Below are 12,483 nucleotides of genomic sequence, written 5' to 3'. Positions count from 1 at the left end.
CGTCTACCAGAGCGCGGGTTTCGTGACCATCAGCCAGAAGACGCCCGTGAGCGCCGCGAAGGCGGGCCAGCCGAGGGCGAACCAGAAGCGGTAGGCGCGGTGCGCTGCCGGTGGCAGGGGCGTATCGGTGCGCAGCGCCTCGGCGGCGAGGTCGCGGATGCGGATTTGCAGGCGCACCACGGGCGCCCAGCAGACAAAGGCCAGGATGTAGAGCGCGTAGGTTGCCAGAAGCCACGGTGCGAAGGGGTCGAAGCCTGCCATGTGGATGAGGGCGAGGCCGGTCAGCGGCTGCACGATCCCTGCGGGGGTGGTGAAGAGCCAGTCGGCCACCACCACGCCCGAGGAGACCGAGTAGATCGTCTGTACCCGGCCCGTGCGCATTGCCCAGACCATCTGGAACGCGGTGCCGATGCCGGTGCCGAACAGGACGGTGGAGCTGAGGATGTGGAGCCACTTGGTGATCAGGTAGGGGTCCATGCCTATCGCTCGTCTTCGAGGATGAAGTGGATCGCGATGAGGGCGAGGATCGGCAGGTTCTTGAGCAGACCGCCGAGGGGCAGCAGCCACAGGCCCGGGGCGAGGATCGTGAAGGCAAGGGTGTAGGAGAGGACCAACGCGGCCTGTAGCGCGGCGACCAATCGGGGGCGCCAGCCTCGGAAAAGGGCGGCGGCGAGGGCGAGGTCCAAGAGGCCGCCCAGGCGGGCCATCGCGACGAGGGCTGCGTCGGACAGGGCCGTGTTCGGGATCAGGGGCAGGAAATCGGCGCGTGGCAGGAAGAGGCCCAGAAGGCCGGAGGCCAGCCACAGAAGGGCCAGCACGATGCGCAGGGCCGGGCGGACGAGGTAGAGCCGGGCGTGCCAGAGGTCCTGTGTGCCGGCGGGACGCGCGGCGAGAAAGGTGGAAAAGCCGCGGGGTTTCTCCGGCAGGGTCTCGGTCAGCCTGGCATGGTCGGCCAGGACGCCGTTCTGGAGTTGCGCGACCGAAGTGGCGGAGATCGGGCCGAGGCGCATGGCGTCGCCAATCCGGCCCATGCCCTTGGCAAGCCCGACAGGCAGGCGCAGCAGGCGGGTGGGGGGCAGGCCGAACCATGCGCGAAGGGAGTGCAGCATCCCGTCCTGGGTCACGGTTTCCGGTCCGCCGATGTCATGCGGACCGGGGCCGGGGGGATGGCGCAGCAGGTGATCGACGGCGCGGGCGAGGTCGGCGGCGTGGATCGGGTTGAAGGTCTGTTGCCCGTCGCCCACGACCGGCGTGAAGACCGGCAGCGCGGCCAGGGTGCGGGCGAGCGACGAGCCGCCATAGGAGGTTTCGCCCAGCACCAGCCCGACGCGAAGGATGGTAACGTCATGATCCGAAGCGATTTTCTCGCCCGCGTGGCGGAAGCGGGCAAAAGCGGTTTCGGAGCCGTCGATGCCGACGGCGGAAATGAGCAAGCCCTGCGCGTCGGGCAGCGCAGCGTAAAGCGCCTCGGGGGCGCTGACGTGGACGGCGGTGTAGGTGGGCTCGGGCGCGTCAAGGACACCGGCGCTGTTGACGATATGGGTGACGCTGGACAGGCGGCTGCTCCAGAAGGCGGGGTCGTGAGCCTCAGGGTCGGTTAGGTCGACCTTCAGTGTCTCGAACCCCATGCGGTCAAGACGTGCGGTGCGGCGGGCGCAGGCGAGCACGTGCCAGCCCGAGTCGCGAAGGCCGAAGGCGAGGTGGCGGCCGATGAAGCCATCGGCCCCGAGGACGAGGACGGTGCCCCGTTGCGCGGTCACGCGGTACGGCGCAGGGCGGCTGTCATCACGCCCATGCCCACGAGCGCTGCGCCGCCGCCGCGGGTGAGCCAGGTGGTGACCGAGGGGCGCCCGATGGTCTGGCGCAGGCGATCGGCCAGGAGCGCGTAGGCCAGCGTGTTGAGCCAGGCGAGGCCGACGAAGGTGGCGATCAGGATGGCGAATTGCGGCGCCAAGGCCCTGTCGACGCTGACGAATTGCGGGACGAAGGCGATGAAGAAGGCAATGGATTTGGGGTTCAGCGCGGTGACGGCGGCGGCGTGCCAGAAGACGCCGCTGGCGGGTTTCGCGTCGGTCGTGTGATCCAGCCCGGTGCTGTGCGGGCTGCGCAACAGTTTGACCCCGAGATACACCAGATACGCCGCGCCGATCCATTTCAGCACGGTGAAGAGCGTGGCTGAGGCCATCACCAGTGCGCCGAGCCCCAATAGGGATGCGGTCATGGCCACGAGATCGCCAAGGGCCACACCGGTGGCGGAGGCGACGGCGATCCGCTTGCCCTGGCTGAGGGCGTAGGACAGGACCAGCAGGACGGTCGGGCCCGGAATCAGAAGCAAAGCAATGGTCGCCGCAACGAATGTGAGCCAGAGGTCTAGGGGCATCGGGTTAAACCTTTCTAAAGGACGCGGCCGGCGACGGCGTCGAGGCGCGCCACCAAAGCCGGGTCGCGGGCGTCGGGGGCGGTAAGGATGGCGTGTTCGAGGGCGCGGTCGCAGCCATGTTGGCAGGGCCCTCGGTCCTCGGACCCAAGCAGGGCCGGCAGGCGGGCGACCATGTCGCGGGCCTTGCCGGCGTTGCCCAGAAGGGTGGCGATGATCTGCGTGACGTCGACCTCTCCGTGGTCGGGGTGCCAGCTGTCATAGTCGGTGATCATGGCGACGGAGGCGTAGCAAAGCTCGGCCTCGCGGGCGAGCTTGGCCTCGGGCATGTTGGTCATGCCGATGACGTCGGCGCCCCAGCTGTCGCGGTACATTTTCGATTCCGCGAGCGTGCTGAACTGGGGGCCTTCCATGGCGAGGTAGGTGCCGCTGTCATGGACCGTCACACCGGCGGCGCGGGCGGCCTCGGCGCAAGCAGCACCCAGGCGCGGGCAGGTTGGATGCGCGACGCTGACATGGGCGACGCAGCCCTGGCCGAAGAAGGATTTCTCGCGCGCGAAGGTGCGGTCAATGAATTGATCCACAATGACAAAATCGCCCGGCGCCATGTCTTCGCGGAACGAGCCGCAGGCGGAGACGCTGACGATGTCGGTCGCGCCGATACGTTTCAGCGCGTCGATATTGGCGCGGTAGGGCACCGTCGAAGGCGAATGCACGTGGCCGCGCCCGTGGCGGGGCAGAAAGGCCATGTAGGTGTCGCCCAGCATACCTGTCAGGATCTGGTCGGAGGGCGCGCCCCAGGGGGTGTCCACCGTGACCCATTCAGGGTGTTGCAGGCCGTCGATCTGATAGAGGCCGGAGCCCCCGATCACGCCGAGATAGGATGTCATGGGTGTCCTTTCCGCTTTGCCACAACGAATACCGTGCGGCGCGGAAATTCAACCCTGAACGGGATCTATCAGGCGCCGGCGCCCAGCGTGCACAAATCGCCACGGCCGATCAGCGACGTGACCATCGGCCCCTCGTCGGTGTCGCGGATGGCAAAGCCGTAGCCGCGCAGCCGGAACTTCCATTCCCGGTCGGAGACGCAACGCAGGCGTTCGCGCATGACGAAATCGCGGATGTCGTTTTTGGTTTCAAGTCCCATCGTTTCCTACCCTTCCACAAATAGGTTGATGAGACGGGGATAGTCACGGTGCGTGGCAACAATCGCCCCGAAATGTGTCACGAAAAAGATTTCTGCACAGTGCAGGCACAAGGGTTAACGGCGGCGGAAACGTGAAAACCCTGTCTGTATCACGTCGGTATTTTCGTCGGTATCGCGTCGGTGCCATCGCCGGGCGGCCCGAATGAATGCATCGTGCGGTCGGGCGCGGACCTTTTGAGGCGTCCGCGCCCGGAAAATGCGCATTTTCCGGGACATTTTCTGCGCAGAAAATGCCGCCAACGTCAGCTGTCGGCGTCGTCTTCCATGTCGAGATGGGGGTTGCGCGTTTTCTTCGTGTCCTTCGCCGGAGGCTGGCTGGACCCCTCGATCGTTTCGGCCTCGTCCGCGGCGCGGTCGAGGCGCAGATGGGTGGCTGAGCCATCCTTGTTCTCGCCGAAATAAATGGTCTGGTGCGGGAAGGGGATTTCGATGCCGCGCTCGTCCATGATCCGCTTGCAGATCTCGTTATAGGCGCGGCCGGTGCCCCATTGCGTGCCCGGCACGGTCTTGATCCGGGCGCGCAGGACCACGGCGCTGTCGCCCAACGACTGGACGCCGAACCATTCGAGGTCACCGGTGATGTTCTCGCCAGTCTCGCTTGCGCGGAGTTCCTCGAACGCGTCGACCATGGCCTGTTTGCCGTCGTTCACGTTCTCGCGATAGGCGATGCCCACGTCGGCGACGAAGTAGGAATAGTCACGCACGTAGTTCGACACCATGTCCACGGACGAGAACGGGATGACGTGGACCACGGCGTGCAGGTCGCGCAGGGTGACCGAGCGGATGGTCAGTTTCTCGACCGTGCCTGTGGTGCCGCCGAGCGTCACCACGTCGCCCACGTTGATGGCGTTCTCGAACTGGATGAAGATGCCGGTGATGATGTCCTGCACCATCTTTTGCGCACCGAAACCGATGGCGAGGCCCAGCACACCGGCGGAGGCGATGAGCGGGGCGATATCCACCCCGAGCTCGGCCAGCACGAACATCAGGATGATGACCATGAGCGCGATGGTGGCGGCGTTGCGCAAAAGCGTCAGCAGCGTGATCTCGCGCGAGGTGGGGGCGGAGCCGAACTCGGGGTTCAGGCGGTAGTCGACCCAGGACACCAGCGCCAGCCACAGGATCGCGCCGGCGAGCAGGATGAAGGCGATGCTGACGATGGCGCCGGCGGCCCAGGTTCCGAATTCGCTGCGCAGGAAACCGGAGATATCCCACAGGCCGATGGCGTCGAGTGCGAAGGCCAGGACGCCGATCACGATGAAGATGCGCACGACCTGGATCACGCGACCCAGGAGCGAATTGATGCGTGGCTCGAGCGTGGGCATCCGGCTGCTGACGTTCATCGGCATGTGCATTCCGTGCGCGGCAAAGCGCGACAGCCCGCCAGAGATGAGCACGCCGAGGATGATGATGCCGATCACCTGGGCCGAGTTCAGCAGCAAGGGCAGGATCAGCCCGTCAGGGCGGGCGGCCACGATCACGGCGAGGCCTGCAAGATAGAGCAGCACGGGAATGTACCAGTTGCGCCCGATGAAGCGCAGGGCGCTGGGGCGCTCTTCGGGGGTGGGGCCGAGGATCCAACCGGCGACGTCCTTGCGCGAGCGCACCACCAGGATCGCGGCCATGGCGATGGCGATGAAGGCCAGAAGGGTCGAGATGCCCCGGCCCGCGGCATAGGAGGCCTGCCGGTTGACGATGGGCACGATCAGCAGCTGGCCGTAGCCGATGACAGATGCGATGGCGCCGAACCACGACGACATGCGCCGGGCGGCGACGTCGGAGATGGCGATGAAGCGCAGTTCGTGGGTGGTGGGCGCGAGGACCGCGCGGATGGCCACCTTGGCCAGTCCGACGAGCAGGAAGGCGTTGAGATAGAGCGTCTGGCGGACGCCGATCACGCCCGTCTCGCCATAGAGATAGAGCGCGGCGAGATAGCCCAGGCCCCAGGCCGCGAGGACCACCAGGATGTCGATCAGCGTGGTGGCCGCGACGACCGCAAGGGTGCGCACGAAGCCCCAGTCATGGGCCTTGTCGCCCATGCGGCGATAGATCAGCTTGGCCCCGGCGCGCAGCAGCAGATAGGCACCGACAGTGACGACGATGACCACGGCCAGCGCCTGAAGCGCCTCCCACAGAACGTCGAGCTGGCCGCCTTCGAGCGCCATGAGCGTGGTGGGCAGGGCAATGACGGCACCGAAGGCGGAGCCGATGGAGGTGGCGGCGGTTTCGAAGAAGGACTTGGTGAAATCCGCGAGCTGGCGGCCGATGGAGGTGTCCTCCTCGACATCGACGACCTCGTCCGTGGCGGTTTCGGCGGCGCCGCGCAGCGACTGGATCAGCGCCTCGCGCGCCTCGGGGTTTTCGAGCAGATCAATGAGTTGCTGCGCCTCGGCTGAGGGCACGTTGGCCTCTTGCGCGCTGGCGGGGGTCAGGAACATGAGGCCGAGCGCGGCCACGAACAGGATACGGGTCAAAAGAAACATCGGTCGTCCAGTGCTGATCTTCGGTTTGCCAGACACTTAGCACTGTCACTTGTGACCGCAACCTTGACCTTGGCTGGACCGGATCGGGCGCGGTTCTAGCCGCGCACCACGTAGACCGAGCATTCGGCGTGGGTGACCACGTGGCTGGCCGTGGTGCCCAGCAGGTAATCCTGCACCTTGGGGTTGGCCGAGTCCATGACGATGACGTCGACCTTGCGCTCGTCCGCCAGCTTGACGATCTGGCGGTGGATCGCACCCTTGCGCACCACGGTTTCGACCTCGACCCCGTCGGCAGGGTTTTCGGCCAGAAACTTGGCCAGTTGCTGCGACCAGTAGACCTCGGAGTTGTAGATGTTGAGGTTGCGTTCGATTTCCGGGGCCACGGTGGCGACGATCAGCCGTGCACCCCGGCGACGGGCCATGGCGACGGCCTCGTCATAGGCGCGGGTGTTGGTTTCGAGGTGGCGCAGGTTGACGGGGCAGAGGAGAAGTTCGGCGTCGCGGGCCATCTTGGTATTCCGGAGTCTGAAAGGTTCGTTTGCGGGCGTGGAGCGGGGCAGGCGGGGTGAACCCCGCCCTACAGGCCGGCGTCGGCCTCGATTTCGCGGCGGGGTTTGCGGGCCCGTTCGGTGGCGGATTTGAGCTGGCCGCAGGCGGCCATGATGTCCTCGCCCCGCGGCGTGCGGATGGGCGAGGCGTAGCCGGCCTTGTAGATGATGTCGGCGAATTTCTCGATCCGGTCCCATTCGGAGCGCTGATGCGGGGCGCCGGGCCATTCGTTGAACGGAATGAGGTTGATCTTGGCCGGGATGCCCTTGATCAGGTTCACGAGGCGGCGCGCGTCTTCATCACTGTCGTTGACGTCCTTGAGCATGACATACTCGAATGTGATGCGCTCGGAATTGCTGGCCTTGGGATAGGCGCGCAGGGCGTCCAGAAGCGCGGCGATGTTCCATTTGCGGTTGATCGGCACGAGCCTGTCGCGCACCTCGTCCGTGGTGGCGTGGAAGGAGACGGCCAACATGCAGCCGATTTCCTGCGCGGTCTTGTGGATTTCGGGCACGATGCCCGAGGTCGAGAGCGTGATGCGGCGGCGCGAGAGCGCGATGCCTTCGCCGTCCATGGCGATCTTCATCGCGTCGCGGACGTTGTCGAAATTGTAGAGCGGCTCGCCCATGCCCATCAGCACGATGTTCGACAGAAGGCGCGGACCGTCGGTGCCCATGCCGACGCCGGGCTTGGGCCATTCATCGAGGTCGTCGCGGGCCAGCATGACCTGGCCGATGATTTCGCCGGCGGTCAGGTTGCGCACCAGTTTCTGCGTGCCGGTGTGGCAGAAGGAACAGGTGAGGGTGCAACCGACCTGGGAGGAGATGCAGAGCGTGCCGCGATCTTCCTCTGGGATATAGACGGTTTCCACCTCGTGCCCGCCGGCGATTCGCACCAGGTACTTGCGGGTGCCGTCGGCGCTGACCTGGCGGTCGACGATTTCGGGGATCTCGATGACGAATTTCTCGGCCAGCTCGGCGCGGTAGGCCTTGGAAAGATTGGTCATGGCCGAAAAGTCGCGCACGCCCCAGCCATAGATCCACTGCCAGATCTGGTTCACGCGCATCTTGGCCTGCTTTTCGGGGGTGCCGTGGGCGATGAGAGTGTCGCGCAGGGCGTCACGGGTGAGGCCGACAAGGTTGATCGGGCCTTCGGGCAGCTTGCGGGGGATGGTCAGGACATCCTGGGTGATGGGCGCGGGTGTGGTCATGGCACGTCTCGACGGGTTCGGTTTGCGCCATCATATAGGCGCGGGCAGCTGATTCCAAAACGGGGCACAGCCCCCTGACATAAAGACAAACCCCCGAAGCGGGTGCCCGGGGGTCGTCATGACAATGCGTGTGGCCATTGCGGCGGTCTTAGAGCAGACCTTCGCGCTGGGCCTTCTTGCGTGCGAGCTTGCGGGCGCGGCGGATCGCCTCGGCCTTTTCGCGCGCTTTTTTCTCGGACGGTTTTTCGAAATGTTGCCGAAGCTTCATTTCGCGAAAAACGCCCTCACGCTGCAGTTTCTTTTTCAGGGCACGAAGCGCCTGATCGACATTGTTGTCGCGAACACTGACCTGCATGTGGTTGTCACCACCTTTCTAGGTTAAAGTTGCATAATTTGCAGGAAGTGGCCGTATAGCAAAGCCATCCTAGTTTGTCTAGGGACAGGATGGCGATACCCGACAGCACGAAAAGGAGTTCCGGAATGACCGATCCCGACGTGAAAACGCAGCTTCTGGAGGCGGCGAAACCGCATGTGGCCTTTGACGGGTGGACCGAGGCCACGTTCCGGGCCGCAGTCGAGGATACCGGTTTGTCGATGGGAGTGGCGCGGGCGGCGTGTCCGCGCGGGGCGGTGGACCTGGCGCTGGCCTTTCACGAAGAAGGCGACGCGGCGATGCTGGCGCGGATGGAGCAGGAGGACCTGAGCCGGTTGCGATACAGTGAGCGCGTGGCGGCCGCCGTGCGCTTTCGGCTGGAGGCGGTCGAGGACAAGGAGCTGGTGCGCCGGGGGGTGACGCTGTTTGCGCTGCCGCATCACGCGGTGGACGGCGCCAGGGCGGTCTGGGGCACCTGCGACAAGATCTGGGAGGCGCTGGGCGACACCTCGGATGACATCAATTGGTACACCAAGCGGGCGACCCTGTCGGGGGTCTATTCCTCGACCGTGCTTTATTGGCTGGGCGACGAAAGCGCGGGGCACGCGCGGACCTGGGAGTTCCTGGACCGGCGGATCGAGGACGTGATGCGGATCGAGAAGGTCAAGGCGAAGGCGCGGGAAAACCGCGTTGTGAGCGGGCTGATGGCCGGGCCGTTGTCGGTCTTTTCGAAGATCCGCAAGCCCGCGCCGGGGCGGACCGGCGGATTGCCCGGGCGCTGGACGCGGTAGCGGCTTTTTTCCCTAGTGGGGAGCGGTGGGTTTTTACCCACCAAAGAGGTGGGTTGTCACCCACCAGAGAGGTGGGTTGTCACCCACCCTACGCGGTATGACAGACCGATGCGCTATGTGGCGGCTGTCGGAGCCTCCGGCGGGGATATTTTTAGCCAGAGGAAGAGGTAGGGCTTTGGAGGCCTCGAAGGCGGTGCTTGCGGGCGCCGTTTGTTGCTTTTTCCCGGGGGGCTGGTACGACGGGGCGACGGGGGAAAGATGATGCCGGACGGGATGAAGGTTATCGAGATCACCGCGCCGGGCGGGCCGGAGGTTCTGGCGCTGGCCGAGCGGGACTGGCCCGAGGCCGGGCATGGCGAGGTTGTGATCCGGGTGGCCTATGCCGGGGTGAACCGGCCGGATGCCTTGCAGCGGGCGGGGATGTATGACCCGCCGCCGGGGGCGAGTGACCTGCCGGGGCTGGAAGTGTCGGGCGAGATCGCGGCGCTTGGGCCGGGCGTGACCGGATGGCAGGTGGGCGACCGGGTTTGTGCGCTGGTGCCGGGCGGGGGCTATGCCGAAGCCGTGGTGACGGATGCGGCGCATTGCCTGCCGGTGCCGGACGGCATGGCGATGGACCGAGCGGCGTGCCTGCCGGAGACGTTTTTTACCGTGTGGACGAATGTGTTCCGGCGGGGGCGGTTGACGGCCGGGGAACGCTTTCTGGTGCAGGGCGGGTCGAGCGGGATCGGGACGGTGGCGATCCATCTGGGGGCGGCGCGCGGCGTGCGGGTGTTCGCGACGGCGGGGTCGGATGAAAAGTGCCGGGTGTGCGAGGAATTGGGCGCGGAGGCGGCGTTCAACTATCGCGAGGTGGATTTCGTGGAGGAGATGCGGGCGCGCGGGGGCGCGGACCTGATATTGGACATGGTGGGGGGCGATTACCTGCCGCGGAACATCGCCGCGCTGGCGGACGAGGGCCGGCTTGTGCAGATCGCGTTCCTTCAGGGGCCGAAGGTGGAGGTGGATTTCACGCAAGTCATGACGCGGCGGCTGATGATCACGGGGTCCACTCTGCGGCCCCAGAGCGGGCTGGCCAAGGCGCGGATCGCGGAAGAGTTGCGGCGCGAGGTGTGGCCTCTGCTGGACGCGGGGCGCGTGGCCCCGGTGATGGATTCTGAGTTTCCGCTGGCGGAGGCCGCAGAGGCCCATGCGCGGATGGAGACGAGCACGCATATCGGCAAGATCGTGTTGAAGGTGGGCTGAGGCGATGGGCGCGGCGCAGGTGACAATCCTTTGCCTGATGGCGCTGAGCCTGGGCCTGAGCGCCTGGGCGGTGGTGCGGGACGTGCCGCCGGTGTGGCGGTTCGCGGTGCCGGGCAAGGTGCCCGTGGACGGCGCGCCGGTGTTCGAGACGGTGTTCGAGTACGATGTGACAGCGGGGCAGGCGCATTCGGCGTCGGTGGTGGTGACGCAAGGCGGCTTTGACGTGCTTTGGTTCGAAGGTTCGGCGGAGGCGCAGGCGGATGTGGACATTCACGGGGCCGCGTTCCGGCGTGGGCCGGAGGGCTGGCAGGCGGCGGGGCGGGATGTGCGGATCACGCGGGGGGCGCTGGGCCGCGCGATGGAACCCAGGCAGCTGGTGGTGACGCTGGGCAACACGGTGGAAAACGAGGGCGCGGCGGGGCATGTGTTTGCCACGGTGGTGTCGGTGGGAGGCTGGGCCATGGCCTCGGTCGCCGATGTGAATATGGGGGCGGGCGGGCCGCTGGCGGCGCGGAAGCTGAGCCTGTCGCCGTTTTTGAACCGGTCGCACCTGGTGAAGTCGCCGATGGTGGAATTTGCCGACGGGAGCATGGGGTTGCCCGCCTATTTCGAGATGGGGGCAGCGCATGGGGTTCTAGTGCGGTTCGGGCGTAACGGCCGGGTGCGGGACACGACGCGGATGTCCGGGAGAGGCCAGCCGATCCAGCCGATGATCGTGCCGCTGGGGGAGAACCGGGCGGTGGCGTGGTTGCGGGATTTCGCGCCGTCGGGGCGGCTGTTGGTGAGCTATTCGGAAGATGGCGGAAGGACGTGGTCGGAGGTGGGGGCGTCGGACATGCCGAACCCGAGCGCGCCGGTGGCGGCGTTGGCCCTGGGGGCTGGGCGCATCCTGATGGCGGCGAATGACGATCCGGGCGGGGGCGATCGGCTGCGGCTGCTCTTGTCGGAGGATGAAGGGGATACCTGGCGCGTTCTGCGCGAGCTGGAGCCGAACGGGGCGGGGGCGCGGTACCCGATGTTGCGGCGGCTGGAGGGGGGCGAGATCGCGCTGGTCTATTCGGTGGGGAACAAGACCGGGCTTCGTGCGCATGTGCTGAACGGGGCGTGGGTGGCGGCGCAATGAGCGGGTTGGGTGCAACGATAGGCGTGGCGGTGGTGCTGGGTTGGGTGGTGTTCGCGCTGAGCGGGCTGGTGGTGTCGTCGTCCCTGGCTGCCGGGCTGGCGCTGGTGGCCGCGGTTCTGGTCGGCGTTTTGTGGCGCGACACGGTGGCGGTGAATGGCGCGGTGGCGGTGCTGGCGCCGGTCGGTATTATGTTGCCGGCGCTGGCGTTGCGGCATGTGGCGGTGTCGCTGGGCTGGGACGTGCCGGGGTTCTCGGGCGTGGAGATCGCGGTGTTACTGTGTGCCTACGTGGCGTTCCTGGCTTGCGCGTTCGGCGTGATCCCGGTGGATGTGTACCGCTATGGCTATGCGCCGTGGCCGGTGGCGGGGATGGTGCTGGCGGTGTGTGTCTATGCGCTGGTGACGGGGAACTGGTTTCTGGCGGGGGTTGCCGTGCTGGGGCAGCTGGCCTGGGTGATGGGCTGGGGCAGCAGCAACTGGTTCGACATGGTGCTGCACGTGCTCTTGGTGCCGGTGGCGGTGGTGGTGCTGGTGATGCGGGTGTTTTGATGGGAGAGCGGGCGTCGGGATTTGAGTATTTGGGGAACAGGGAAAGACGTCCCTCGGCTTTAAGTATGTGAAACAAAATGGGGTAGGGCCTTTCGACCCTACCCTCTACATTCTAAGGCTTCATTGCCTCTTGCAAACTGCAAGCTGCTACCTCGGAAAAACGCTTGCCGGTTTTGACTTCCGAGATGCGTCCTTGGTTCATTCCCCCGAGATGGGCAGCTATCTGCGCGTGGTTCCAGTCGGTTTCTTTCAGAAGCGCCTTAATTTTGGCGGCTTCGCTTGCAGTCAGTTTGGGTGAAGACTTCCTCATGGAAAACTCCTTTTTGCCGCGTTGCGTGAACCGCAGCCCCAAGCTACACTCGCCTTGTGATTTGGAGGCGAACGCAGCTTGGTTTCAGAAACTGAGACGCTTGCGGCGAAACGGTCCAGCTTCATCAGGCATAGGGTTCGGTCCAACGTTCCCTATGCCGCCACTACACCTAGCTGCTTCAATCTTCATAGGCGCTAGATGGTGAAAGCAGGATATTTCTCGTCGCATGCGGCGCCAAGCTGTATCTTTGTGTGGATACTCTGTGGA

14 protein-coding genes are annotated in these 12,483 nt (G+C 65.7%); 4 read left to right on the top strand and 10 right to left on the bottom strand.

Features of this window, described 5'->3' with window-relative positions:
- Positions 1-3: 3 nt before the first annotated feature.
- The 9 genes from XM53_RS10435 to rpsU all read right to left on the bottom strand — a co-directional run bounded on the left by XM53_RS10435 (position 4) and on the right by rpsU (position 8,181).
- Positions 4-477 (bottom strand): DUF2269 family protein, encoded by a 474-nt coding sequence (locus XM53_RS10435; RefSeq protein WP_057793033.1) that lies wholly within the window; start codon positions 475-477, stop codon positions 4-6.
- A gap of 2 nt (positions 478-479) precedes the next feature.
- Positions 480-1,760: a DoxX-like family protein gene (locus tag XM53_RS23055; RefSeq protein WP_057793031.1), complete on the bottom strand. Its 1,281-nt coding sequence runs from the start codon at positions 1,758-1,760 to the stop codon at positions 480-482.
- Positions 1,757-2,380 (bottom strand): LysE family translocator, encoded by a 624-nt coding sequence (locus XM53_RS10425; protein WP_057793030.1) that lies wholly within the window; start codon positions 2,378-2,380, stop codon positions 1,757-1,759. The genes XM53_RS23055 and XM53_RS10425 overlap by 4 nt, the downstream gene beginning before the upstream one ends.
- 14 nt (positions 2,381-2,394) lie before the next feature.
- Positions 2,395-3,267, bottom strand: coding sequence for an S-methyl-5'-thioadenosine phosphorylase (locus tag XM53_RS10420; protein ID WP_057793029.1), 873 nt, complete (start codon positions 3,265-3,267; stop codon positions 2,395-2,397).
- 68 nt (positions 3,268-3,335) lie between these two features.
- Positions 3,336-3,524 carry a hypothetical protein gene (locus tag XM53_RS10415; protein WP_057793028.1) on the bottom strand — a complete coding sequence of 63 codons (189 nt, stop codon included), beginning with the start codon at positions 3,522-3,524 and terminating at the stop codon, positions 3,336-3,338.
- 302 nt (positions 3,525-3,826) lie between these two features.
- A complete protein-coding gene (locus XM53_RS10410) occupies positions 3,827-6,067 on the bottom strand; it encodes a mechanosensitive ion channel domain-containing protein (protein ID WP_082630926.1) in 2,241 nt (746 codons plus the stop codon).
- Between the two features lie 95 nt (positions 6,068-6,162).
- A complete protein-coding gene (locus XM53_RS10405; protein WP_057793025.1) occupies positions 6,163-6,576 on the bottom strand; it encodes a universal stress protein in 414 nt (137 codons plus the stop codon).
- A 68-nt stretch (positions 6,577-6,644) separates the two neighbouring features.
- Positions 6,645-7,826: a 23S rRNA (adenine(2503)-C(2))-methyltransferase RlmN gene (gene rlmN, locus XM53_RS10400; RefSeq protein ID WP_057793024.1), complete on the bottom strand. Its 1,182-nt coding sequence runs from the start codon at positions 7,824-7,826 to the stop codon at positions 6,645-6,647.
- Between the two features lie 148 nt (positions 7,827-7,974).
- Positions 7,975-8,181 (bottom strand): 30S ribosomal protein S21, encoded by a 207-nt coding sequence (gene rpsU / locus XM53_RS22485; RefSeq protein ID WP_007818122.1) that lies wholly within the window; start codon positions 8,179-8,181, stop codon positions 7,975-7,977.
- A 125-nt stretch (positions 8,182-8,306) separates the two neighbouring features.
- Here rpsU and XM53_RS10390 point away from each other — a divergent pair, with 125 nt between their 5' ends.
- The 4 genes from XM53_RS10390 (at position 8,307) to XM53_RS10375 (ending at position 11,906) form a co-directional block, all read left to right on the top strand.
- Complete coding sequence (locus tag XM53_RS10390; RefSeq protein WP_057793020.1) at positions 8,307-8,990, top strand: COQ9 family protein; 684 nt, start codon at positions 8,307-8,309, stop codon at positions 8,988-8,990.
- 261 nt (positions 8,991-9,251) lie between these two features.
- Positions 9,252-10,235: an NAD(P)H-quinone oxidoreductase gene (locus XM53_RS10385; protein ID WP_057793018.1), complete on the top strand. Its 984-nt coding sequence runs from the start codon at positions 9,252-9,254 to the stop codon at positions 10,233-10,235.
- 4 nt (positions 10,236-10,239) lie between these two features.
- A complete protein-coding gene (locus XM53_RS10380; protein ID WP_057793016.1) occupies positions 10,240-11,358 on the top strand; it encodes an exo-alpha-sialidase in 1,119 nt (372 codons plus the stop codon).
- Positions 11,355-11,906 (top strand): hypothetical protein, encoded by a 552-nt coding sequence (locus tag XM53_RS10375; RefSeq protein WP_144435512.1) that lies wholly within the window; start codon positions 11,355-11,357, stop codon positions 11,904-11,906. Before XM53_RS10380 ends, XM53_RS10375 begins: the two co-directional genes overlap by 4 nt.
- Before the next feature lie 112 nt (positions 11,907-12,018).
- Here XM53_RS10375 and XM53_RS10370 read toward each other — a convergent pair whose 3' ends face one another.
- On the bottom strand, positions 12,019-12,216 hold the full coding sequence (locus tag XM53_RS10370; protein ID WP_057793012.1) for a helix-turn-helix domain-containing protein: 198 nt from the start codon (positions 12,214-12,216) through the stop codon (positions 12,019-12,021).
- Positions 12,217-12,483 lie beyond the last annotated feature (267 nt).

The organism is Roseovarius atlanticus (assembly GCF_001441615.1).
Classification (GTDB): Bacteria; Pseudomonadota; Alphaproteobacteria; order Rhodobacterales; family Rhodobacteraceae; genus Roseovarius; species Roseovarius atlanticus.
The sequence above is the reverse complement of the archived record's forward strand: the minus strand, read 5'-3'. Positions and strand labels throughout refer to the sequence as shown.

Bases quoted from the DNA above. Each gene is read 5' to 3' on its own strand.
- XM53_RS10420 (WP_057793029.1), bottom strand. From the start codon at position 3,267: ATGACATCCTATCTCGGCGTGATCGGGGGCTCCGGCCTCTATCAGATC.
- XM53_RS10415 (WP_057793028.1), bottom strand. From the start codon at position 3,524: ATGGGACTTGAAACCAAAAACGACATCCGCGATTTCGTCATGCGCGAA.
- XM53_RS10435 (WP_057793033.1), bottom strand. From the start codon at position 477: ATGGACCCCTACCTGATCACCAAGTGGCTCCACATCCTCAGCTCCACC.
- XM53_RS10405 (WP_057793025.1), bottom strand. From the start codon at position 6,576: ATGGCCCGCGACGCCGAACTTCTCCTCTGCCCCGTCAACCTGCGCCAC.
- XM53_RS10380 (WP_057793016.1), top strand. From the start codon at position 10,240: ATGGGCGCGGCGCAGGTGACAATCCTTTGCCTGATGGCGCTGAGCCTG.
- rpsU (WP_007818122.1), bottom strand. From the start codon at position 8,181: ATGCAGGTCAGTGTTCGCGACAACAATGTCGATCAGGCGCTTCGTGCC.
- XM53_RS10385 (WP_057793018.1), top strand. From the start codon at position 9,252: ATGCCGGACGGGATGAAGGTTATCGAGATCACCGCGCCGGGCGGGCCG.
- XM53_RS10410 (WP_082630926.1), bottom strand. From the start codon at position 6,067: ATGTTTCTTTTGACCCGTATCCTGTTCGTGGCCGCGCTCGGCCTCATG.
- XM53_RS10390 (WP_057793020.1), top strand. From the start codon at position 8,307: ATGACCGATCCCGACGTGAAAACGCAGCTTCTGGAGGCGGCGAAACCG.
- XM53_RS10375 (WP_144435512.1), top strand. From the start codon at position 11,355: ATGAGCGGGTTGGGTGCAACGATAGGCGTGGCGGTGGTGCTGGGTTGG.
- XM53_RS10370 (WP_057793012.1), bottom strand. From the start codon at position 12,216: ATGAGGAAGTCTTCACCCAAACTGACTGCAAGCGAAGCCGCCAAAATT.
- XM53_RS10425 (WP_057793030.1), bottom strand. From the start codon at position 2,380: ATGCCCCTAGACCTCTGGCTCACATTCGTTGCGGCGACCATTGCTTTG.
- rlmN (WP_057793024.1), bottom strand. From the start codon at position 7,826: ATGACCACACCCGCGCCCATCACCCAGGATGTCCTGACCATCCCCCGC.